This is a genomic window from Exiguobacterium sp. s192 (genome assembly GCF_018618795.1).
Lineage (GTDB): Bacteria > Bacillota > Bacilli > Exiguobacteriales > Exiguobacteriaceae > Exiguobacterium_A > Exiguobacterium_A undae.
This window is the reverse complement of sequence record NZ_JACSMS010000006.1, coordinates 52,394-73,633: the sequence shown is the minus strand read 5'-3', so window position 1 is coordinate 73,633 and position 21,240 is coordinate 52,394. Positions and strand designations below refer to the sequence as shown.

Annotated in this window: 20 protein-coding genes; 7 read left to right on the top strand and 13 right to left on the bottom strand. The window is 49.9% G+C overall.

All coding sequences use genetic code 11. From position 1 onward, the window contains the following. Window positions 1–146: 146 nt before the first annotated feature. From upp to prfA, 13 genes are all read right to left on the bottom strand, one after another. Window positions 147–776 (bottom strand): uracil phosphoribosyltransferase, encoded by a 630-nt coding sequence (gene upp, locus KNP87_RS11175; protein WP_026831921.1) that lies wholly within the window; start codon window positions 774–776, stop codon window positions 147–149. A gap of 70 nt (window positions 777–846) precedes the next feature. Beyond that, window positions 847–1,788 (bottom strand): hypothetical protein, encoded by a 942-nt coding sequence (locus tag KNP87_RS11170; RefSeq protein ID WP_214721704.1) that lies wholly within the window; start codon window positions 1,786–1,788, stop codon window positions 847–849. 167 nt (window positions 1,789–1,955) lie between these two features. Next, window positions 1,956–2,597: an ABC transporter ATP-binding protein gene (locus tag KNP87_RS11165; protein WP_214721703.1), complete on the bottom strand. Its 642-nt coding sequence runs from the start codon at window positions 2,595–2,597 to the stop codon at window positions 1,956–1,958. Then, a complete protein-coding gene (locus KNP87_RS11160) occupies window positions 2,594–3,625 on the bottom strand; it encodes an ABC transporter permease (protein WP_214721702.1) in 1,032 nt (343 codons plus the stop codon). The genes KNP87_RS11165 and KNP87_RS11160 overlap by 4 nt, the downstream gene beginning before the upstream one ends. A 70-nt stretch (window positions 3,626–3,695) precedes the next feature. Further along, entirely contained in the window at window positions 3,696–5,066 is a 1,371-nt protein-coding gene (locus tag KNP87_RS11155) for a sensor histidine kinase (protein ID WP_214721701.1), read from the bottom strand. Next, window positions 5,063–5,731: a response regulator transcription factor gene (locus KNP87_RS11150; RefSeq protein WP_214721700.1), complete on the bottom strand. Its 669-nt coding sequence runs from the start codon at window positions 5,729–5,731 to the stop codon at window positions 5,063–5,065. Before KNP87_RS11150 ends, KNP87_RS11155 begins: the two co-directional genes overlap by 4 nt. Before the next feature lie 99 nt (window positions 5,732–5,830). Next, a complete protein-coding gene (gene glyA / locus KNP87_RS11145; RefSeq protein ID WP_214721699.1) occupies window positions 5,831–7,090 on the bottom strand; it encodes a serine hydroxymethyltransferase in 1,260 nt (419 codons plus the stop codon). A gap of 110 nt (window positions 7,091–7,200) precedes the next feature. Next, a complete protein-coding gene (locus KNP87_RS11140; protein ID WP_214721698.1) occupies window positions 7,201–7,740 on the bottom strand; it encodes a TIGR01440 family protein in 540 nt (179 codons plus the stop codon). Continuing rightward, window positions 7,741–8,181 carry a ribose 5-phosphate isomerase B gene (rpiB, locus tag KNP87_RS11135; RefSeq protein WP_214721697.1) on the bottom strand — a complete coding sequence of 147 codons (441 nt, stop codon included), beginning with the start codon at window positions 8,179–8,181 and terminating at the stop codon, window positions 7,741–7,743. 5 nt (window positions 8,182–8,186) lie between these two features. After that, complete coding sequence (locus KNP87_RS11130; protein WP_012371560.1) at window positions 8,187–8,702, bottom strand: low molecular weight protein arginine phosphatase; 516 nt, start codon at window positions 8,700–8,702, stop codon at window positions 8,187–8,189. 17 nt (window positions 8,703–8,719) lie between these two features. Beyond that, a complete protein-coding gene (locus KNP87_RS11125) occupies window positions 8,720–9,718 on the bottom strand; it encodes an L-threonylcarbamoyladenylate synthase (protein ID WP_028105571.1) in 999 nt (332 codons plus the stop codon). Continuing rightward, a complete protein-coding gene (gene prmC, locus KNP87_RS11120; RefSeq protein ID WP_214721696.1) occupies window positions 9,715–10,563 on the bottom strand; it encodes a peptide chain release factor N(5)-glutamine methyltransferase in 849 nt (282 codons plus the stop codon). The genes KNP87_RS11125 and prmC overlap by 4 nt, the downstream gene beginning before the upstream one ends. Continuing rightward, window positions 10,563–11,621, bottom strand: coding sequence for a peptide chain release factor 1 (gene prfA, locus KNP87_RS11115; RefSeq protein WP_026831910.1), 1,059 nt, complete (start codon window positions 11,619–11,621; stop codon window positions 10,563–10,565). Before prfA ends, prmC begins: the two co-directional genes overlap by 1 nt. Before the next feature lie 192 nt (window positions 11,622–11,813). On the opposite strand from prfA, the gene KNP87_RS11110 reads away from it, so the two are divergent. The 7 genes from KNP87_RS11110 to treC all read left to right on the top strand — a co-directional run bounded on the left by KNP87_RS11110 (window position 11,814) and on the right by treC (window position 21,200). Then, window positions 11,814–12,182 (top strand): GntR family transcriptional regulator, encoded by a 369-nt coding sequence (locus tag KNP87_RS11110; RefSeq protein WP_214721695.1) that lies wholly within the window; start codon window positions 11,814–11,816, stop codon window positions 12,180–12,182. Next, window positions 12,176–13,042, top strand: coding sequence for an ATP-binding cassette domain-containing protein (locus KNP87_RS11105; RefSeq protein ID WP_214721694.1), 867 nt, complete (start codon window positions 12,176–12,178; stop codon window positions 13,040–13,042). The genes KNP87_RS11110 and KNP87_RS11105 overlap by 7 nt, the downstream gene beginning before the upstream one ends. Then, the gene (locus KNP87_RS11100) at window positions 13,035–13,997 is read left to right on the top strand and encodes a hypothetical protein (protein WP_214721693.1); all 963 of its coding nucleotides are present in this window, start codon (window positions 13,035–13,037) and stop codon (window positions 13,995–13,997) included. The genes KNP87_RS11105 and KNP87_RS11100 overlap by 8 nt, the downstream gene beginning before the upstream one ends. Window positions 13,998–14,043: 46 nt before the next feature. Further along, the gene (gene treR, locus KNP87_RS11095; protein ID WP_214721692.1) at window positions 14,044–14,754 is read left to right on the top strand and encodes a trehalose operon repressor; all 711 of its coding nucleotides are present in this window, start codon (window positions 14,044–14,046) and stop codon (window positions 14,752–14,754) included. Window positions 14,755–14,890: 136 nt separating this feature from the next. Continuing rightward, window positions 14,891–17,665, top strand: a complete 2,775-nt coding sequence (locus tag KNP87_RS11090) for an EAL domain-containing protein (RefSeq protein WP_214721691.1) — start codon at window positions 14,891–14,893, stop codon at window positions 17,663–17,665. Window positions 17,666–18,092: 427 nt separating this feature from the next. After that, window positions 18,093–19,532 carry a PTS system trehalose-specific EIIBC component gene (gene treP / locus KNP87_RS11085; RefSeq protein WP_012371570.1) on the top strand — a complete coding sequence of 480 codons (1,440 nt, stop codon included), beginning with the start codon at window positions 18,093–18,095 and terminating at the stop codon, window positions 19,530–19,532. A gap of 24 nt (window positions 19,533–19,556) precedes the next feature. Beyond that, window positions 19,557–21,200: an alpha,alpha-phosphotrehalase gene (gene treC / locus KNP87_RS11080; protein WP_214721690.1), complete on the top strand. Its 1,644-nt coding sequence runs from the start codon at window positions 19,557–19,559 to the stop codon at window positions 21,198–21,200. Window positions 21,201–21,240 lie beyond the last annotated feature (40 nt).

Here is a 21,240-nt window from a genome sequence, read left to right as displayed (position 1 = left end):
TTTTTACTAAATTAAAAGTCATTATCAACAGTATACAAATTGATTATGATTTTCTCCTTAAAAATCATGAATAATTACTTTCGCACAGCTTGAAAAAAAGCCGCAGACAAATAAATGTCCACGGCTTTTTCATTCAAACGTTTTTCTTACTTCGTACCAAACAGACGGTCACCCGCATCCCCGAGTCCAGGGACGATGTAACCATGGTCATTTAATTTCTCATCGAGTGCCGCAAGATAAATATCGACATCCGGATGTTCTTCCTGAACGCGTTTGACGCCTTCAGGTGCTGCACAGAGACACGCCAGCTTAATGCTTTGTGCGCCTTGTTTCTTTAAAGAGGAGATTGCGTCAGAGGCAGAACCGCCTGTCGCAAGCATCGGATCAACGACGACGAAGTCACGTTCCGCAACGTCTGTCGGTAATTTGAGATAGTATTCTGTCGGCTCAAGTGTCTCCGGATCACGGTAAAGACCGATGTGACCCACTTTGACGTTCGGCATCATTCGAAGCATGCCGTCGACCATTCCAAGACCGGCACGAAGAATCGGAACGATTCCCAGTTTCTTGCCTTCAATCATCTTCTGCGTCGTTTTCGTGACCGGTGTCTCGATTTCAACGTCTGTGAGTGGAAGGTCACGCGTGAGTTCATATGCCATCAATGAAGCCACTTCGTCGACAAGCTCCCGGAATTGTTTCGTTCCTGTTTCGACTTTACGCATGATCGTCATCTTGTGCTGAATCAATGGGTGATCAAATACATGTACTTTACTCATTGTTTTGCATCTCCTCTCCATTCTCTTTTCGCATTGTACTCTAAAAAGCGACTGCTTGGGAACTGTTTTCTCAGAAGTCCTGGTCGTTTAAGACCCGTTTTCCCGCCAAGACATCCCGTGCCGCCGTCGATGCCGGACTTTTTGGCAACTTCGCAAGTTTTTTCAACGTTTCTTGATAAACCGGCTGACCAAGCGCCTGTTCGCGGAAAGCCTTCATCCAGAGAACGGATGGAACGTGTACGGATTTAGGATAGGTAGTAAGATACGCCGAATAGTTTTTAGGAATCGACTTGTAGACCCGGTGTTTCGCCTTTAACTGATAGAACGACGCCGTCGCGGCGGTCTTCGGATCCTCAACCACCTCTTTCGTCAGGATACGGTCGACTTCCGTATACGCTTTGGCATCGAGTGCTGCCTTCGCTTCTTTCAGTTGATAGGTGTGAACCGCGGTTTCTTTTTCTTGAGCCACTTGCTGTTCCTGCTTTTTCACTTTGTCCGCCAACTGTTCTTTGGTTTCGGTCAGGGTCTCAACTTCTTTCGTCAACGCTACGACCTGTTGTTCACTTTTTTTCTGTGTCGCCGTTTCTGCCGAATCGTCCGAAAAATCGAGCTGGAATAAACCGATCAGCAGGATACCCGCCGCAACGAAACCGGACATCATCCATGGATTAACGCGGACAAGCTTGCGCCATGGCTTCATGTAGTTGTGATTTTTTGCCATATCCGGCAACAGCATGAACCGTTTTTTAGCGAGCGTCTTGCCGCCTGCCCGTGCTGCAATCGCCATCCGGTAGCGGTACATCTCGATTGGGACCGGAATGTTTTTCCATTGTGTAAACCGTTCATCGGCTTGTTCGTAAAAGCCCGCCTGTTGCATGATGACGATTGCTTGAAAGTCCTCCACTAATTTTTTATAGTTCCGTTTCGAAAGACTTTGTTTCGCTAACCAGCCGGATAACTGATCTATATCAACACGGTCAATTTCTTCTTGTGCAAATTCCTCGAGTTTCATGAATACGTTCCACCTTCAATCAATAATTTAATTTATTATAACAAAAAAAGTAAAAATGAATACAAAATATTCAACAAGAAACTTATATTGTCAGATTAATTTAATTAAATTAACTAAAAAAAAGAGCAGGGACGTCCTCAAAAAGGTTCGCCCCTGCTCCCGATGTATCATGTTTCTTTTAAACTGCCGTCTTCCATCCGCAAGACACGGTCACAGTACGACAGCATCCGGTCATCATGCGTGATGACGATAACGGTCTTCCCGTACTCATGCGCCTGCTTCCGTAACAATTCCATCACCTGTTGCGCGTTCGAATAATCGAGGCTCGCCGTCGGTTCATCCGCCAAGACGAGACGCGGGTCATTGACGAGCGCCCGGGCGATCGCGACCCGTTGCCGTTCCCCGCCGGATAAGGCGTGCGGCAAATGATTGCATCGGTCACCTAACCCGAACACTTCGAGCTGCGCCGCCGCATCGATCGTGCGTCCGGCTTCTTCTGCGACGAGCTCCAGTTGTTCCGCTGCCGTCAGAAACGGAACGAGGTGCGACTCCTGAAAGATGAAGCCGATTTCCTCAAGCCGCATTTGCCGCCGTCCTTCGTCCGACGTATCACCGAGCGGACTGCCGTCAAATTGAATCATGCCGGATGAAGGTGTCTGCAACAGACCAAGCAATTGTAATAACGTACTTTTACCGCTGCCGCTCGGTCCGACGAGGGCAATCAGTTCACCTGTCCCGGCTTCGAACGAAACGTCGTGCAGGACTTTCATCTCTCCATACGTTTGTTCGACCTGTGTCATCTTAATCATCCTGTCATTCCTCCCATCGCATCCGCCGGCTCCAGTTTTTTCAAGGCACGTAACGGTATCAGACCACCAAGCATCGCTGTCAGTACAATTAATCCGCCGTAGCCGAAACTCGTTGTCCATTCAAATCGGAACGGCAGGTCACCTGGTAAGAGCTGACCGATTGTCCAGGTCAGCAGCAGGCTGATCGCAAACGAAACGGTCGTCAACAGAAAGACCTGTAAGACCAATCCTTGACCAATCGTTCGTGTCCGAATCCCGATGGCTTTTAAGATGCCGAGTTGCTTCATCTTCTGTATCGTCAAGATGTAGAAAAAGGCGGTCAAAATCAAGGAACCGATCAAAACGAGGGCAATCCGCATCATTTGGAAGGAATTTTGTTCCGCCGCATAACCGGGTACTTGTTCGACAATCTGTTGTTGGGTATAGGTCGCAAGATCCGTCTTGATGGGATCCTGACTGATGAAGGCCGACACATAATTCGTCTTCATCTTATCTTGCCACGCCTTCCACGTCTCAAGTGTCGTCCAGAGCACCGGTGCATGGCTGTACCGCCCATCGCTGACCGTCCCGACGATTTCAAACGTCGTTTTCGTCCGGAAATCCGTGATCGTATCCCCGACGGCTGTCCCGCTTTGCTTGGCATACTGCGTATCAACCAGGACTTGTCCCGGCTTCAATGTCGCCAGTTCCTTCGGTCCATAAACCGTATCCGCTGGAGACGCAAACACTGTCACATCATCTTTTGTCCCATTCTGTTTCTCAAGGACCATACTTTGGACACCCAACGCTTCCGTTCCCGCCGGCTGGTCCGTTTGTTCCAAAAATGAGCGTGTCAGTTGTCCTTCCGCATCTTGGCTCAGCGCCACGTGCTCGACCGGTAAGTTCCGGACGACGGCTCCGTTATCGTAGGCCAGTCCGTCCGCGAGACCGGAAATCATTAAAATCAATAAGACGATCAAGGTCGTCACGATCGCCATCAAGGTGAATCGTTGTTTCATCCGAATTAATTCACGCCACCCCATCTTCATGCTCTATCCCTCCTGCTTCTTTCGTTACAGGTTTATCTTAAAGTCTGAAGATGAACGGAACATGAACAAGTTAATCGGCTTGGGGAAAAGTCAAAACAAACGTCGTGCCCACACCGAGTCGTGACTCGATCCGAACCGTTCCACCGAGTTGATGAATCGTCTCCTGAACGATGGCAAGACCAAGCCCTGTCCCGGTTGCACCACGCGAGGCATCGCCTTGATAAAACCGTTCAAAAGCATGTTCGATCATGTCCGGCGTCATGCCCGGTCCTTCATCACTGATCCGGACCTTCACCATACTTCCTGCGGTCTCGGCTTGAATCGAAATCAGTTGTCCGTCGGTCGAGACATGCAGTGCATTGCGGATGATGTTATGGAAAATCTGCTCGAGCGCCATCTCGTTTGCGAGAATGACCGTGTCGTCCGGTACGGTCAGAGCGACCGCGATGCCTTGCTCATCCAGTTGATAGCTGAGTGTCTGTAACGTCGCCTGAATCGCTTGTCCCAACGGCACCGGATGCCGCGCCACTTGCCGTCCTTCGTCCAGTCGGGCGAGTACAAGCAGTTGCCGTGTCAATTCCGCCATCCGTGCCGCCTCTTGTCCGATCGTCACCAGTTTCGCCCGGTCGTCCGGCCCGGCTGTCTGTTCAAGCTGTCCGGCATACCCTTTGATCGTCGTTAAGGGCGATTGGAATTCGTGGGAGACGTTCGCGACAAACGTTTTTCGTTCGGCGTCTGATTTGGCGACAGCTTGCGCCATCTCGTCAAACCGGCGCGACAGTTCCCCGATTTCATCCTGACCGGTCGTCGCGACCGTGACGGAATAATCTCCAGCTGTCATCTGTTCGGTTGCTTTCGTCAATCTTTTGATTGGCCGGACGAGGTAACGGATCGAAAAGACAAGCAACAGGAAGCTGATTAAGACGAGTAGTGCCAAGAAGGCACCCACGAACAGGTGCAGTTCGCGAATCTGTCGGCTTAGATCCGGTCGGATGAAAACAGCGTCTGTACCTGTCTCCGTCTCTAGCGACGCGCCATACGTATTGATGACTTCGTTATCAAACAGTCCAAGTAAAAACAGGTGAAACGGATACTCCCGCATCCCCTGGTAGACCTGCCCGTCCCGCACCGATTGAATGACGTCGGGTGCCAATGTTTCGTCACGGAACGGATTGCCGTACCGTTTCACCTGACCCGATTCCGAGACGACGTACAATTGAAAACCGGTCGCACTGAGCATTTCGTAGAAGGAGTCGACCTGCTGGTCCCCGTGCTGTTCGTAATAAGCAAACGACGTCTGAACCGCCTCTTCGACCTTTTGACTGTAAGACGCTTGTAAGACGGTGTAGTACAACACATTACTGATCAATAAGGCGATCAAAGCTGAACCGAGCAAGACGAGGCAGACGAGACCCACAATTTTCGTATATAACGATTTCATGAGCGGACCTCCAATCGGTAGCCGAGTCCTCGGACGGTCTGGATCTCGATTGCGTTCGTCTCCTGCAGACGGTTGCGGAGTCGCTTGATATGAACGTCGATCGTCCGGTCGTCCCCCATGAAGTCGAGTCCCCAGACGTGTTCGATTAATTCCTCGCGACTGAAGACCCGTCCCGGGAAACTGGCCAGCTGGTGCAACAGCTCAAACTCACGTCTTGGAATCGTCAAGCGGGTCGTCCCGATCATCAGCTGTTGGCTCCGTTTATCAATCGTGACGTCCCCGAACCGCATGACCGGGATGGCGGCTTTTTGATAACGCCGCGCGACGGCATGCAGACGAAACAGCAATTCCTCCGGATCAAACGGTTTTGTGATGTAATCGTCCGCTCCGGCTGTAAAGCCCTCACGTTTATCCGTCAGCTCGCCGAGTGCCGTCAGCATCAAAATCGGAATTTCCTGACTTGCCCGTAATCGAGCGCATAACTCAAAGCCGCTTCGTCCCGGGACCATCACATCGAGCACCGCGGCTTCAAATACCTGCCCGTCGATCCAGTGTGCCGCTTCGTTCCCGTCTGCAGTCGCCCGGACCCGGTGTCCGTCTGCTTCCAGTGTCTCGCGGACAAGTCGCTGGATATTCAAGTCGTCTTCTACCACTAAAATCTCCACGGTCGTCACTCCTTTCCTGTCTGGTTCATGCCATCAGAAAAACCACCCCGCACTTCTCATCGTTCGAAAAGGTCGAGGTGGTCTTGAGGCTTCCGAAACTTAACCGCGTTCCGGGTAAAGCGGGAAACGACCTGTCAAAGCCAAGACTTGCTTGTGGGCACTTGTCAGTGTTTCGTTGTCTTCTGGATTTTTCAGAACAAGCTCGATCAGTTCTGCGATTTGTTTCATCTCGGCTTCTTTGAAACCACGTGATGTCATCGCCGCCGTTCCAATCCGGATTCCGCTTGTGACGAACGGACTTGCCGGGTCAAACGGAATCGTATTTTTATTGACCGTGATGCCGGCTTCGTCCAGCGCATGCTCCGCTAACTTCCCTGTGATACCAAGCGGTTGCAGGTCAACGAGCAGCAAGTGGTTATCCGTGCCGCCGGAGACGATCCGCAGACCACGTGCCGTCAACTCTTCGCCGAGCACTTTTGCATTCGCGACGACTTGATTGATGTAGTCCTTGAAGTCCGGTGCCAAGGCTTCTGCAAAGGCAACGGCTTTTGCTGCGATGACGTGCATGAGCGGACCACCCTGGATGCCAGGGAAAATCGCTTTATCGATCGCTTTCGCGTGTTCTTCCTTACACAAGATCATTCCGCCGCGTGGACCACGCAGTGTCTTATGCGTCGTCGTCGTGACGAAGTGGGCGTGTTCGACCGGATTCGGGTGAACGCCTGCTGCGACGAGTCCCGCGATGTGAGCCATGTCGACCATCAAGTAGGCACCGACACTGTCCGCGATTTCACGGAACCGTTTGAAGTCGATGACGCGCGGATAAGCCGATGCTCCCGCAACAATCAGTTTTGGTTTGTGTTCTTCTGCCAGCTTCGCGACGACATCGTAATCGATCATCTCTGTTTGTGGATCGACACCATATTCGACGAAGTTGTATTGAACACCGGAGAAATTCACAGGACTGCCGTGCGTCAAGTGACCACCATGCGAGAGGTTCATCCCGAGGACCGTGTCGCCCTGATCGAGAATCGTGAAGTAAACCGCCATGTTGGCTTGCGCCCCAGAGTGCGGTTGCACGTTGGCATGTTCAGCACCAAAGATGGCTTTCGCCCGATCACGCGCCAAGTTCTCCGCTAAATCAACGAACTCACAACCTCCGTAATAACGACGTCCCGGGTAACCTTCTGCGTATTTGTTCGTCAGCACGCTGCCTTGAGCTTCCATGACAGCTTGTGAGACAAAGTTTTCTGAAGCGATCAATTCGATATTATCGCGTTGACGTCCCAGTTCCTTGCGCATGGCCGAAAAGAGTTCCTCGTCTTGCTGTTTCAGATACGTAAGCGGTGTTTGTTCCATCTGAATTCCCCCATTCATTTCGATAGCACTATCTTAACACGAATAATCAATAACGGGCACCCTCTAAAAACACATTAAAAAAGCAAGGGGAATGCAACCCCTTGCACAAATCATTCGTATTTAGCGCGAGCGCCACCAATCAATTTTGGTCGTGTGACGGCAGCCGTCACGTGTGCTTCTCCGATTTCCTTGTGCGGCAGGCGCACAGGAATCGCCACTTGTTTTAAATGCATCCCGATGAACGTATCGCCGATATCGATCCCGGCATCCGCCTGAATCGCCTCGACGACGACCGGTGCTGAGAAACGTTGGTAAGCGACGCTTGCCATCGAACCACCCGCTTCCGGAACCGGAACGACCGTGACGGCTTCAAGACCAAGGCGTTCGACGATTTGCCGCTCGAGCGTCAAGGCACGGTTGATGTGCTCACAACCTTGAAACGCAAGATCGACCTGATGCGAGCGACGAAACGCGTCGAAGACGTCAAACAACGCTTCTGCGACTTCGGGTGAACCGGCTTTACCGATTTGTTTCCCGATGACTTCGCTCGTCGAACAACCGATGACGAGCAACTTCCCTTTTAACGGGTAGCGCTCATTCAATTCGGTCAGTGACGCTTCGAGATCCTGTTTAATTTGTTCCAAATCCATTTACTTCACCTCATAATCTGAGATTTTGCAGACACGGGTTTCGTGGCGTCCGCCTTCGAACTCGGTCTCAAGCCAGATCTGAGCGATATCGCGGGCAAGACCCGGTCCGATGACACGTTCTCCCATCGTCAAGATATTCGAGTTGTTGTGCTGACGTGTCGCTTTCGCGCTGAACGTATCATGGACAAGTGCCGCCCGAATGCCTTTGACTTTATTCGCAGCGATGCCGATCCCGATTCCAGTACCGCAAATCAGAATACCGCGGTCAAACTCACCGTTTGCGACAGCTTCCGCGACAGGAATCGCGACGTCCGGATAATCAATCGAATCGGATGAATAGGTGCCGAAGTCCGTATAATCAATCCCAAGCTCCTGTAAAAGTTCAGTCAGTTCTGCTTTCAGCTTAAAACCACCGTGATCTGCTCCAATTGCTACTTTCATCGTTACTATTCCCCCGTTTGTTTAGGTTGTTTTTTCGGAAGTTTCCGGTTGTCCGGTGCTTTTCTTCCGTTTCCGTTCTGCGTCAATTTTAACACAAGACGGTTGACGAGGGGTTCGAGTTCATTTCGGACCTGCCGGTAAACGTTCATCGATCCACCATACGGATCGTTGATGTCCCGTTCAAGACCCGTCACGTACTCATACAGCGTGAATGTCCGATCTTTGAGTTCCGGGTACCGTTCGCCGACTTCTTGTTTATGACTCCGTGTCATCGTCAAGATGATATCCGACCAACGCCCGAGGACGTCGTCGAAGACTTGCGTATAATGTTCAAGCTCGATTCCACGTTCACGTAAGACTTGCAACGCATTTTCAGAAGCATCAAAGCCTTGCATAGAACGCAGACCGGCTGAACGGACATCGAATTCTTGATCCGCTACTTTTGAGCGCAATAATGCCATCGCCATCGGGCTTCGGCATGTGTTTCCTGTACAGATAAACAATACACGACGTGTGCTCATCTCAGTATCCTCCTTCTTTACGGGCGAATGATCCGACCACCTGCTGCCTTGTGGAGCCGATTTCGGACTGCTAGCCCAACCCCTTCTTCTGATAGGTCCCGTACAAAAATCTGATCCACCGTCGTCTGATCAAATCGCCGTAAACAATCGTAAAGACGTTGCGCTGCCGTTTCCATCGTCGTTCCGAGGAAACAGCGGACATCAGCTTCGATGTCCTCTCCGTCAAAGAGAATGACGCCTGTCTTTTGTCCGGTTTGGCGTGCTTCATCGATGAGTTGTTGTAAGAACGAGAGGTCGCCCGCCACAACGGATAGTGTCGCTTCCGGTGCGTAGTGCGTGTACTTCATTCCTGGTGCCTTCGGTGTCTGATCCTTCATCGATAAGGCAGGATCGAGTGCCACCGTGCCGATCACCGATTCGATCTGTTCCCGCGTTACGCCACCCGGTCGTAAAATCACCGGTGGGTTTGAGGTACAGTCGATGACCGTCGATTCTACACCAATTCCGGTTTCCCCGCCGTCGACGATTGCGGCGATACGGCCCGAGAGGTCATGTGCGACGTGCGCAGATGACGTCGGTGAAGGTTTTCCGGATCGGTTGGCACTCGGTGCGGCAAGACCCAGCCCGGTCGCTTCAATCAATTGAAGCGCGAGCGGATGGTCCGGCATCCGTAATCCAATCGTATCAAGTCCTGCGGTGACGAGTGAGGATGCACTTCCGTTTGACTCAAGAATGATCGTCAAGGCACCCGGCCAAAACGTATCCATCAAGCGGGTCGCGACATCCGGAATATGAGTGACGAACTGCTTTGCCTGTTCGACGGACGCGACATGGACAATCAATGGATTGTCGGAAGGTCGGCCCTTCGCGGCGAAAATTCGCCGAACGGCCGCTTCATTCGTCGCATCTCCCGCAAGACCATATACGGTCTCCGTCGGAATCGCGACGACTTCCCCTTCTATTAACAGTCGTACCGCTTCATTTAATGTCTGATGTTGAATCATTTCCGTCTTCACTCCGTACAATCCTTTCGTTCCGCATACACGATACGGTCTTTACCGTTTATATCTTTTAAAATACCCGTTTCTACAGTTGGATAACGTTTTTTTAACATCATTTGCACTTCTTGTCCTTGATTGTGTCCAATCTCAAACGCAATCAAACGGAAATCATCCCGTAAGACACGTGTACTGTCTTCAATCAGTCGCCGATAAAACACGAGTCCGTCTTTCCCGCCGAATAGGGCGAGGTGCGGTTCATGATCAAACACGACATCGCTGAGCAATTCATCTTCTTCAATATAAGGAGGATTTGAGACGAGAACGCGGACCGATTGATCGGCGAGCGGCGCGAGCAGATCACCTTCTAAAAATGTGACATCGCCGCCAAGCGTCTGCTGATTTTCTTTTGCGACCGCAATGGCATCCGCCGAAATATCGACCGTCGTGACCGGCTGACCAAGCTCCAGTGCAAGCGTCAGACAGATCGCCCCGCTGCCCGTCCCGATATCCACGATTTCGCCGGGGTGGAACGCTTCTCCTTGCAGGCGTTCCGTCACGAATTCAATCAACTCTTCCGTCTCCGGCCGCGGAATCAAGACCGCGGGCGAGACACGGAAGTCACGTCCGTAAAAAGGCTGGTAACCGATCAAATGTTGGACCGGGACACCATTTAAATGCGCCAATAAATATTCACTGAACAACAAATCCTGTTCCGGTTCGAGTTCGTCCGATAAGCGGACCAACAGCCCCGTCCGGTCGACCTGCAATACGTGCATAAGTAACCATTCGGCACTCGAGGCTTCACGACCTGCCGTCACGAGCATCGTTTGTGCCTGATTTAGACGTTTTGCGATCCGCATCAGTTTGCCGCCTCCGATGCCCGGGCCTGGTACTCCATGACGAGTGTATCGATGACTTCATCCATCTCCCCTTGGAGAATCCGATCAAGCTTTTGGATCGTCAAACCGATCCGGTGATCCGTCACGCGGTTCTGCGCAAAATTATACGTCCGGATCCGCTCGGAACGGTCGCCCGTCCCGACCGCTGATTTTCGTTTTTCATCGTACTCGGCCTGTTGCTCGCGCTGAATCTTATCGTAGACACGGGCCCGTAAGACCTTCATCGCTTTTTCTTTATTTTTGATTTGCGACTTCTCATCCTGACAACTCGCGACGATTCCCGTCGGCACGTGCGTCACACGGACAGCCGACTGGGTCGTATTGACCGACTGACCGCCCGGTCCGCTTGAGGTGAACGTATCGACCCGGACGTCCTTATCGTGAATCTCGACTTCGACATCTTCTGCTTCCGGTAGGACGGCAACGGTCGCTGTCGAGGTATGGATCCGTCCGCCGGATTCCGTCGACGGTACCCGTTGGACACGGTGGGCGCCATTTTCATATTTCAGTTTCGAATAGGCACCGCTTCCTTTGACGATGAAGATAATTTCTTTATAGCCGCCGAGTTCCGTATAACTGGCATCGATGATTTCAATCTTCCAGTTTTGTTTTTCCGCGAATTTCGAATACATCTTGAACAAGTCGCCGGCAAACAACGCCGCTTCGTCGCCGCCTGCTGCGCCACGGATTTCGACGATGACGTTTTTATCATCGTTCGGATCTTTTGGTAAGAGCAGTGCTTTCAGCTTCGTCTCGAGTTCCTTGATTTCCGGCTCGAGGACAGCAACCTCTTCTTTCGCGAGATCGCGCATCTCCGGGTCTGTCAGCATGTGACGCGCCTCTTGGTACGCCTCCATCTTGTCACGGTAGACACGGTAGACTTCAACCGTCGGTGCGAGTTGTGACTGCTCCTTCGACACCTCACGCAATTGATTTGTATCTTTAATGATGGCTGGGTCTGCCAACAGGTCGTTCAACTTTTCATATCGGTCCTCTAACGCACTCAATCGATCTAACATTCTCGGTCATCCTTCCTGATGATTCTTCTGTCGTCAGTATAGCAAATATTTAAAGTCACGTTGCGCAGAAGAGACATTTCTTCCTTTTAGAAATGTTTTCTCGTACTCGCTTTTTTCACCTGTTGACGTATTGGATGAATTTTCCTATAATTAGTGTACTAATTGAATTAATACACTTAGGGAGGTAAGGGAATGTTTACGGTCGATCCAAAAAGTTCATTGCCGATTTATGAGCAGCTGGTCGCCCAAATCATCCGTGCGATTGCCCGTGGTTTGCTCCGGTCCGGCGAACAGATGCCGTCCGTCCGGGAGCTCGCGGGCAACCTGCTCGTCAATCCGAATACGGTCTCACGCGCCTATCAGGAGCTCGAAAGCCGTAATTTCATTGTCACGATGCGCGGGAAGGGCTCGTTCATTTCTGATTTACCGCTGGAACAGGTCAAACAGGCCGCGATCCAGAATCATATTCAGACACTTTGCATCATTGCCGATGAATTATCGATATCCAACGAAGATCTTTACAGACTACTTATCCAAACAAGGGAGGATTCATCATGTTGACCGTGTCTCACCTGACCAAACAGATTGATTCCAAGATGATTTATGAAAATGCCTCATTCACATTACCCGCCGGGACGATTACGGCGTTAATCGGACGAAATGGTGCCGGGAAGACGACCTTGCTGAAAACATTGGTCGGAGCGCTCGAGCCGTCACGCGGGAAGGTCGAGTGGAACCAAGAGTCCATTCATCATGTTCCAAGCGCCCGGCAACACCTGTTTTTAGTGCCGGATTCGATCGGTGTCTACCGTCAGATGACACTCGGTGAATTGATGGAATTTTACCAAGCCTTTTATCCGAATTTCGAGCGAACGTACATTGAAAACTATTGCCGGTCATCAAACCTCGACCGTGGGCGTCGCGTGACGTCACTCTCAAAAGGACAGGCCCAACTGTTTTTGCTTCAACTCGCCTTCGCAACGAACGCGCCTGTCTTATTGCTGGACGAACCGACGGACGGGCTCGATCGGATCAACAAACGGGATTACTTAAAACAATTGGTCACGTTGCTAGCGGAACGCCAAACAGCCGTCTTGATCGCTTCGCATCAACTCGAGGAACTGGATTCACTGGCTGACCGGGTGATGACAATCGAGCAACACCTCGTCAAAGAACCGAAAACACTTGAAGATGCAAAATCGAGTATGCAAAAATGGCAGCTGGCCTACGAAGCGGTCCCGGATTTCCAACATCATGATGTCCATGTCTTGTCACAGACGGGTCGGGTCGTGACGCTAATTGTCCGGTCGGAAGCTGGAGCTATATATGTCGATCAGACCAATCCGTTACTGAAAGACGCGTTACCGGTTCAACTCGAAGATTACTTTTTAGGAACGTTTGGAGGCGATCATCATGTATAAACAACTGATTCGGTATCATATCAAACAAGGCATCTGGCCACTCGCCTCGTTTTTCCTGCTTGCGGTCTTCAGTTACGCATTCGGCAGTTATACGGTCATCGATAACTTCGATACATATGATGGTGCAGAGGCAGACATCATTCAATCCGTCCTCGTCAGTCCGAGTTTTGCCGGATTCGGTGCGATCTTGATTGCCGTCTTCGCGATTTTAATGCTCGGAAAAGAACGCGGAAGCGGTCGGAGCTTGATGCTCCATGCCTTGCCTGTTAAGAAAAAAACGCTTTACTGGATCAAATGGGGCATCGGTGTCGCTGTCCTGCTGATTTTGCCAATCATTGGTTTCTTCGTCAGTTGGCTTCTCTTACAAGGACTTGGCGGCATCAATCCGTTTGACTACGTTTCGCCCTCTGATTTGGCGCTCGACTTCGTATACTACTTCTTGTTCGATGCCGTCATCTTCAGCATCTTTTTGCTGGCGGGAACGATCGCCGGCGATGTCATTGGACAATTGTTGCTCGGGATGTTCCTGCTGTTTTTGAACTACCTGACCTTCTTTGCAATCATCGCCATCACGACGCTTGGGCTCGGTCTGACGGATGAGGATGGGACGGTCTTCGAATTCTTGATGACGACCACTTCTCCGTTCACCTTATTGTTCCAGGGCGACAATCTGACGAGTGCTCTCTTGTACAATCTGGTGTTGCTTGTGATCTTAGTCAGTGCCGGCAGTCTGCTCTATGTCAAAAGCGAAAACGAACGGCTCGGCCGTTTCACGGTCTTTCCAAAGATCCATCCGTTTTTGATCATCGTCTTCTCTGTCTATACGACGATTTTACTTGCTGCCATCATCGGTATCATCTCGTCTGAAAATCAATTTTTATACTGGCTTGCCGTCGCGATTCTCGCTTGGCCGGCATTCAGTTCCTACCGGCGGATGATTGGGTGGAAGCGTTGATTCCGTGCTACACTAGTCGCAAACCTTGGAACAAAGGACGGAATGCATGATGCCAAAATATCTTCAGATTTATCAACAGTTGGTCGATCGGATTCAGAACGGGACGTTACCGGCAGAAACGAAACTCCCTTCTGAGACCGAGTTGATGTACGAATTCGACGCAAGTCGCGGGACAGTCCGTAAAGCGATCGATGCCCTGCAGGACAAAGGATTTGTCCGCAAGCATCAAGGCAAAGGAGTGTTTGTTCTCAGTCAAGACGCGATTGCCTTTCAGTTCAACGGCATCGTCAGTTTTTCCGAAGCTCACCGTCAGATGGGACAGCATGACGTGACGACAGACGTCCTTTCCTGTGAAGTCATCGAGGCAACGACTGAACTGGCGCACTTGTTTCATGTCACGCCCGGGACCCCGATTACACAGGTCAAACGGGTCCGGACGATTGACGGGGAACGGGTCATTTTCGACATCAACCTGTTCGTGAGTTCACTCGTCCCCGGTCTGACAAAAGAGATCGCTGCGGAATCGATTTATCAATACATCGAACAGACGCTTGGCCGACAGATCAGTTACGCCAAACGAAAAATCGAAGCACAACCGGCGACCGCGGATGACCGGAAATATCTTGATTTAGAAGGTACGTCACACGTCATCGTCATCACGAACGATACGTATTATTACGAAGGACAACACTTTGAACGGACCGAGTCCCGTCATCGACTCGATAAGTTTCAATTCACGGACATTGCCCGGCGTTAAGGATTCTATCATTTGATAGAGTCCTTTTTTTGTTTTTTCTTCAGAAACGTTCATTCTTCCATTTGAATGTTATATTATAAAAATGTGAACCAAATTTTAGGTTGTCTTTCATATTTTTTTACTGGAGGTTTTGCCGTTGCCATTGAAGAGAGGACTACAGGCATTGCTTAATCGTGGTCAGGATGTCTCCGTCATTGACGAGCATTTCATGGAAAATCATCCGGATGCGATTTTTACACTCGACTTATTAGGACGTGTCACACGTCTGAACGATAAAACGTCCCGCTTGCTCGGGTATACGAGACACGATTTAATGAACCACTTCAAACACTTTGTTCATCCGGACGATCAAGACCAGGCGCTGTTTCATTTCCAACAGGTCATGCAAGGAAACAGTGAAACGTATACAGTGCGTGTTCGGCATTCGAAGGGGCATTATCTCGAGATGAAGATCGTCAACATCCCGATTTTTAAGCAGGAACGTATTGTTGGTGCCTATGGTATTGTCCGCGATTTGACGACGAGCCAGTTGATGAAACAACAGATGGATTCGATTCAATTTGACCATCAGTTAGTAGAAACACTGCCCGGAATCTCGCTCGCCGCCTTTAATGAGCATGGTTATTTGTTACGTTCATCACCATCATTTTCCGAACTGCTCGGTCTCAGTCCCGTTAATACACGTACTCTGTCCAAGCAGGATATTTTTGAACGCATTCATCCCGCTGATCAACAAGAATTTCAAGAGTACATCGATTTGTTGAAAACCAATCGTCTTTTATCTTCACTCGATATTAAAATCCGTGTTCTTCATCCACAAAACGGTTATCAAGATGTGTTTTGCCGGTGTGCCTTCCGTCAGAGCGAACAACACGTGATGGAACTGACATGCGCGCTCTATAACTTATCTGAATACAAAGGACCTGTCTCTGCTGAAGAATCACCTTTTTTGTCGTTCCAGCATGTGTCGAAAAGTGCAATTTACCGTTACGACATCCGACAGGAAAAAATTGATTTTCATACCCGTGGATTCGAAACGGTATTTGACGGATTGTTACATCGTTATAAAGAGATTCAAGGCGGATGGATCGAACATCTGATCCTTGCGGAAGACCATCATAAAGTGGAATCGAGTTATCAACGTGTCCTTGCCCATCACGAAACCGAAGTTTCTTACCGGATTCGTCATCAAGATACCGTACACTGGGTCCTTGAAAACCGAACTCCCATCACGGGACCGGATGGTGATGTGTTGTTTTATCAAAGCGTCATTCAAGACATCACGCAGTTAAAACAACAGGAAGAAAAAATTTTTCAGCTTGCGATGCACGATCGAGTCACCGGATTACCGAACCGGACTCTTGTTCTTGAAAAAATCGGACAATGGATTGCGACATATCCGACTTTCAGTGTCTTGACCATCAGCTACAATACACTTCAAAACATCAATCATGATTTTGGCTATTCAATCGGAGATAAGTGGTTGTCGAAAACAGCGACTCAGCTTTTACACCATCTGCCACCCGCCTCCTACTTCGGTCATCTTTATGGAGATGAATACATTGTCTTGTTTCCAAACGTTGTTGAAGAATATTCAATCAACAAAATCTGTGAACAACTGCTTGAGGTCTCCAAACAAAAAATTGTCGTCGATTCCTATGAATGGTATCCATCCATCGGTATCGGAGTCAGTCGTTTTCCAGAGGATGCAGATTCGCCGGAAGAGCTCGTCAAAGCTTCCAGTATCGCACTCGGACGTGCCCGCGCGAACGACTACAGCGTCTACTCGTCGACTTTTAATGTCGAGACTTACCGACGCCATCAGCTTCAGAAAAGTATTCGAACGGCGATTCGACGAAATGAATTGTTCCTTGAGTATCAACCAAAGGTCAACGCCTGGTCGGGAACGATGGTCGGGGCGGAAGCGTTAATCCGTTGGCAGCATCCGGATTGGGGGCGGATTCCCCCCAACGACTTCATCCCGCTATCAGAAGAAAGTGATATGCATATCTTGATTGCCGACTGGGTGCTCGAAGAGACGTGTCGGAACATCAACCAATGGACTTTAGCTGAACTGCCGATTGTTCCGATCTCCATCAACGTCTCACCAAAACGATTGATCCACGGGAACTTTGCAGAAACGTGCCGGGAGACGCTCAACCGATTCGGTGTTTCTCCGAGCATGCTCGAAATCGAGATTCTCGAGACGGATGTTTTGTTTGATAACAGTAAGATTCAACAATCACTTCAGACATTGAGCCAGATGGGCATTAAGATCGCTTTAGATGATTTTGGAAAAGGCTACTCATCGATTTCTTATTTACAACAGTATCCGATTGATACCATTAAAATTGATCGTCAGTTCGCAACGACGCTCGTCCAGGATAAGAAAACCCAGTCCGTCGTCCGCAGTGTATTGTTCATGGCCAAAGAATTTGGCATGGATGTCGTCGCGGAAGGCGTCGAGACAATGGAACAACTCCACTTCCTGCGACAACTACAATGTACGACGATTCAAGGTTACCTGTTTAGTAAACCTTTACCAAAAGCACAGTTTGAACGAACGATGCAGGAACGACAAGTTCGAGCACTGGAAGCAATGACGACGGTCACAAATCATCGGACCGTTGCTGCGACCATCACGATTCACCGTTTAAACAGTCAGGAACTTAAAGTCGGTCAAACGGAGATTCTTGTTTCGAAAGGCACGCTAGAAAGTGTCTCCTTTTACTCGACGTTACACCTTCCCGTTCATGAGGGAATTGAGCTTTTACTTGTCCTCGATCAACAATCCATCGCGATTCGACCGATTCAAACGGTTGAACTCGATAACGGATGGATGGAGTATGAGTGCCGGTATCTGGATTTGAAGCAGTCACACTTTGTTTTTCAGGCGTTACAATCTTCGTAAGCGTTCAAGCATTTAATCGATTCAAAAAACGGGTCTGACTCAAGAGTCAATCTCTACAGAGATAAGGGTGGCAGATGACAAGTCTGCCACCCTTATCTCGTAAAAAAAGAATTACTCGTTACACGCACCTCCTAAAGGAAAAAGCGTATTTTTGCGCTGTCAGAGACAAACGAGACCCGCTTTCCTGCCTGAATGAGGCAGGAAAACTGGCTTGTATCTCGCCTGAGGAAAGGGGATGAAAAGACGAGTAATTCTTTTTTGAGTCAACTCCATCTCTTTTTGAGTCATCCCCTTTTTCTATAATCCAACTTATCTATATAAGTTGTTGACTTAACTTATATAGATAAGTTAAGATGAGTGTGCGCAGATAAGAAAACGTTTTCATTTCAATTGATGTCTTCAGTTCAATCCAAAAGGAGAATGTGAGATGAAACCCAACTACCGGCAAATCGCAGAACAAATCATCGAACGCATCGGCGGTAAAGACAATGTCGAGCAGGCTGCTCATTGTGTCACCCGCCTTCGTTTAACGCTGAAAGATCAAAGCCTCGTCGAGCAAGAAGCTTTACTCGAAGTACCACTCGTCAAAGGAGCCTTCTTGAATGCCGGCGTCTATCAAATCGTCATCGGAGCCGGTGACGTCGACCGGGTTTACGCCGAATTCATCCAATTGACCGGCTTGCAGGCCACCACAATCGCCGACGTCAAATCGTCCGGCGCATCCAAAATGAATCCGTTCCAAAAACTGATTAAAGTCTTTTCCGATGTCTTCATGCCCATTATCCCGGCCATCATCGTTGCCGGACTATTAATGGGGATCAACAATTTGTTCGGCATCGAGTTCGGCGGCAAGACGATGATCGAACGGTATCCGAATTTGCAAGGTCTCTGGGATTTGATCAACATGATGGCGAATACCGCCTTCGTCTTCCTCCCGGCACTCGTCGGCTGGTCGGCTACGAAGCGGTTTGGCGGCAGTGAAATCTTAGGGATTGTCATGGGACTGATGCTCGTTCATCCGGATCTTCTCAATGCTTGGAATTATGGACAAAGTGCCCTCAAAGGCGACATTCCGACATTTAATATCCTCGGCTTATTCGAAATCGAAAAAGTCGGCTATCAAGGACAGATTTTACCCGTCCTCGCAGCCGCTTACGTCTTGAGTACGATTGAACGTTGGTTGAAAAACCGGGTTCCAAATGCGATTCAACTCCTTGTCGTTCCGATTACGACGATCACGTTAACAGGGTTTCTTGCCCTTGCCGTCATCGGTCCTGTCACGCGCCAAATCGGGGACTGGATTACGATTGGTGTCGTTAATACATTTGAAGCTGTTCCATTGCTCGGCGCTCTGTTGTTTGGTGCCCTCTATGCCCCACTCGTCATCACCGGCATGCACCATATGTTCATCGCCGTCGATTTGCAACTGATCGGTCAAAGCGGGACGACGTTCATCTGGCCGATGATTGCCATCTCGAACATCGCCCAAGGTTCGGCGACGCTTGCGATGCTGTTCCTTGCGAAAAACGTCAACGATAAAAATATGGCATCGACTTCTGCCATCTCGGCTTACTTCGGGATTACGGAACCTGCCATGTTCGGGGTCAATCTCCGGTTCAAGTATCCGTTTTATGCGGCACTTGTCGGATCCGCGATTGCTTCTTCGTTCATCGCAGTCAGCGGTGTCTTAGCACCGGCGATTGGTGTCGGTGGTTTGCCGGCCTTCATCTCCATCGTGCCGGGATCCATTCTTTCCTTCATCATCGGTATGGTGATTGCCATCATCGTTCCAATCGTCTGTACGTTCCTGTTCCATTACGTCTCGACGAAACGTGCACGAAAAGCAGCACTGAAAGAAGCTGCGTAACTGTTTAGAAAGGTGTGACCTGACATGACTCTTACGACAACCGACTGGCGAAAATCCGCCGTCTATCAAATTTATCCGAAAAGCTTTTACAGCCCGGAAGGCACAGCGACCGGAACGCTCCGCGGTGTGACAGCGAAACTGGATTACTTGGCGCAGCTTGGCGTCGACTACCTTTGGCTGACACCGGTTTATGCATCGCCGCAACGCGACAACGGGTATGACGTCAGCGACTACTATGCGATTGATCCATCTTACGGGACGATGGCTGACTTCGAGGAGTTACTTGCCGAAGCCGACAAACGCCAACTCTCCGTCATGATGGATATCGTCGTTAACCATTGTTCGACGGACCATGACTGGTTTAAGCAGGGTCGGCATCCGGAAAGTCCGTATCACGACTATTTCATCTGGCGGGACGAACCGACGGATTGGATATCGAAATTCGGAGGTTCCGCCTGGTCGTTTGACGAAGTGGCCGGTAAGTACTACCTGCATTTGTTCGACGAGACACAAGCCGATCTCAACTGGGAAAATCCGGCGCTTCGGGAAGCTGTCTATCAAATGATGGGCTTCTGGCGTGATAAAGGGGTCCGCGGTTTCCGTCTCGACGTCATCAATTTGATTTCCAAGGATCGGTCTTTCCCAAATGATCCGACGGGAGACGGGCGCATCTTTTATACGGATGGACCGCGTGTCCATGATTATCTTCAGGAAATGAATCAACGTGTGTTTGACGGTCATGATTTGATGACGGTCGGCGAAATGTCGTCGACGACACTCGATCATTGCCTGCGTTACTCGAACACGAACGAACAGGAACTTAAGATGACGTTTAATTTCCATCATCTCAAAGTCGATTACCCGGACGGACAAAAATGGACGGCTGCTCCCTTCGACTTCCTGGAGCTGAAACGAATTCTGTCGGACTGGCAGGTCGGGATGCAGGGCAATGCCTGGAACGCCATCTTCTGGTGCAACCACGACCAACCCCGTGTCGTCAGCCGGTTTGGCGACGATACGGTCTATCGGGTCGAAAGTGCCAAAATGCTTGCGACGACGTTACACGGTCTTCAAGGCACGCCGTACATTTATCAAGGTGAAGAAATCGGGACACCGAATCCGGACTTCACTAACATGACCGACTACCGGGATGTCGAAACTCTGAACGTCTATGAAGAAAAGAAGACACAAGGTGCCGACGACGAACAGATTCTTGCTGCAATCCGGCAAAAGTCACGCGATAATGCGCGGACACCGATGCAATGGGATGCTTCGATGCATGGCGGTTTTTCAACAGAAACCCCTTGGATTCCGGTCGCTTCGAACCATACGACGATCAATGTCGAAGCGGCACTCGCTGATCCCGATTCCGTGTTTTATCATTATCAAAAATTGATTCAGTTGCGGAAACAGTATGATGTTTTGACGAACGGCCGGTATCGTCTCCTGACACCGGACGATCCATCGCTTTGGGCGTACGAACGAACAACTGACGACGAACAATTACTTGTCTTGTCGAATTTTTACGGGATAACGTGTTCGTTCACGTTACCAAACGAGTGGTTCGAACATGAGGTCTTGCTTCAAAACTATCCGGAGTTGCAGATAAAAGACGGTCTCGTGACACTCCGTCCCTATGAATCCGTCATGTTGTACAAATCGATTTAACACGATCAACCCCCGCATTCTCAAACGAGAGTGCGGGGGT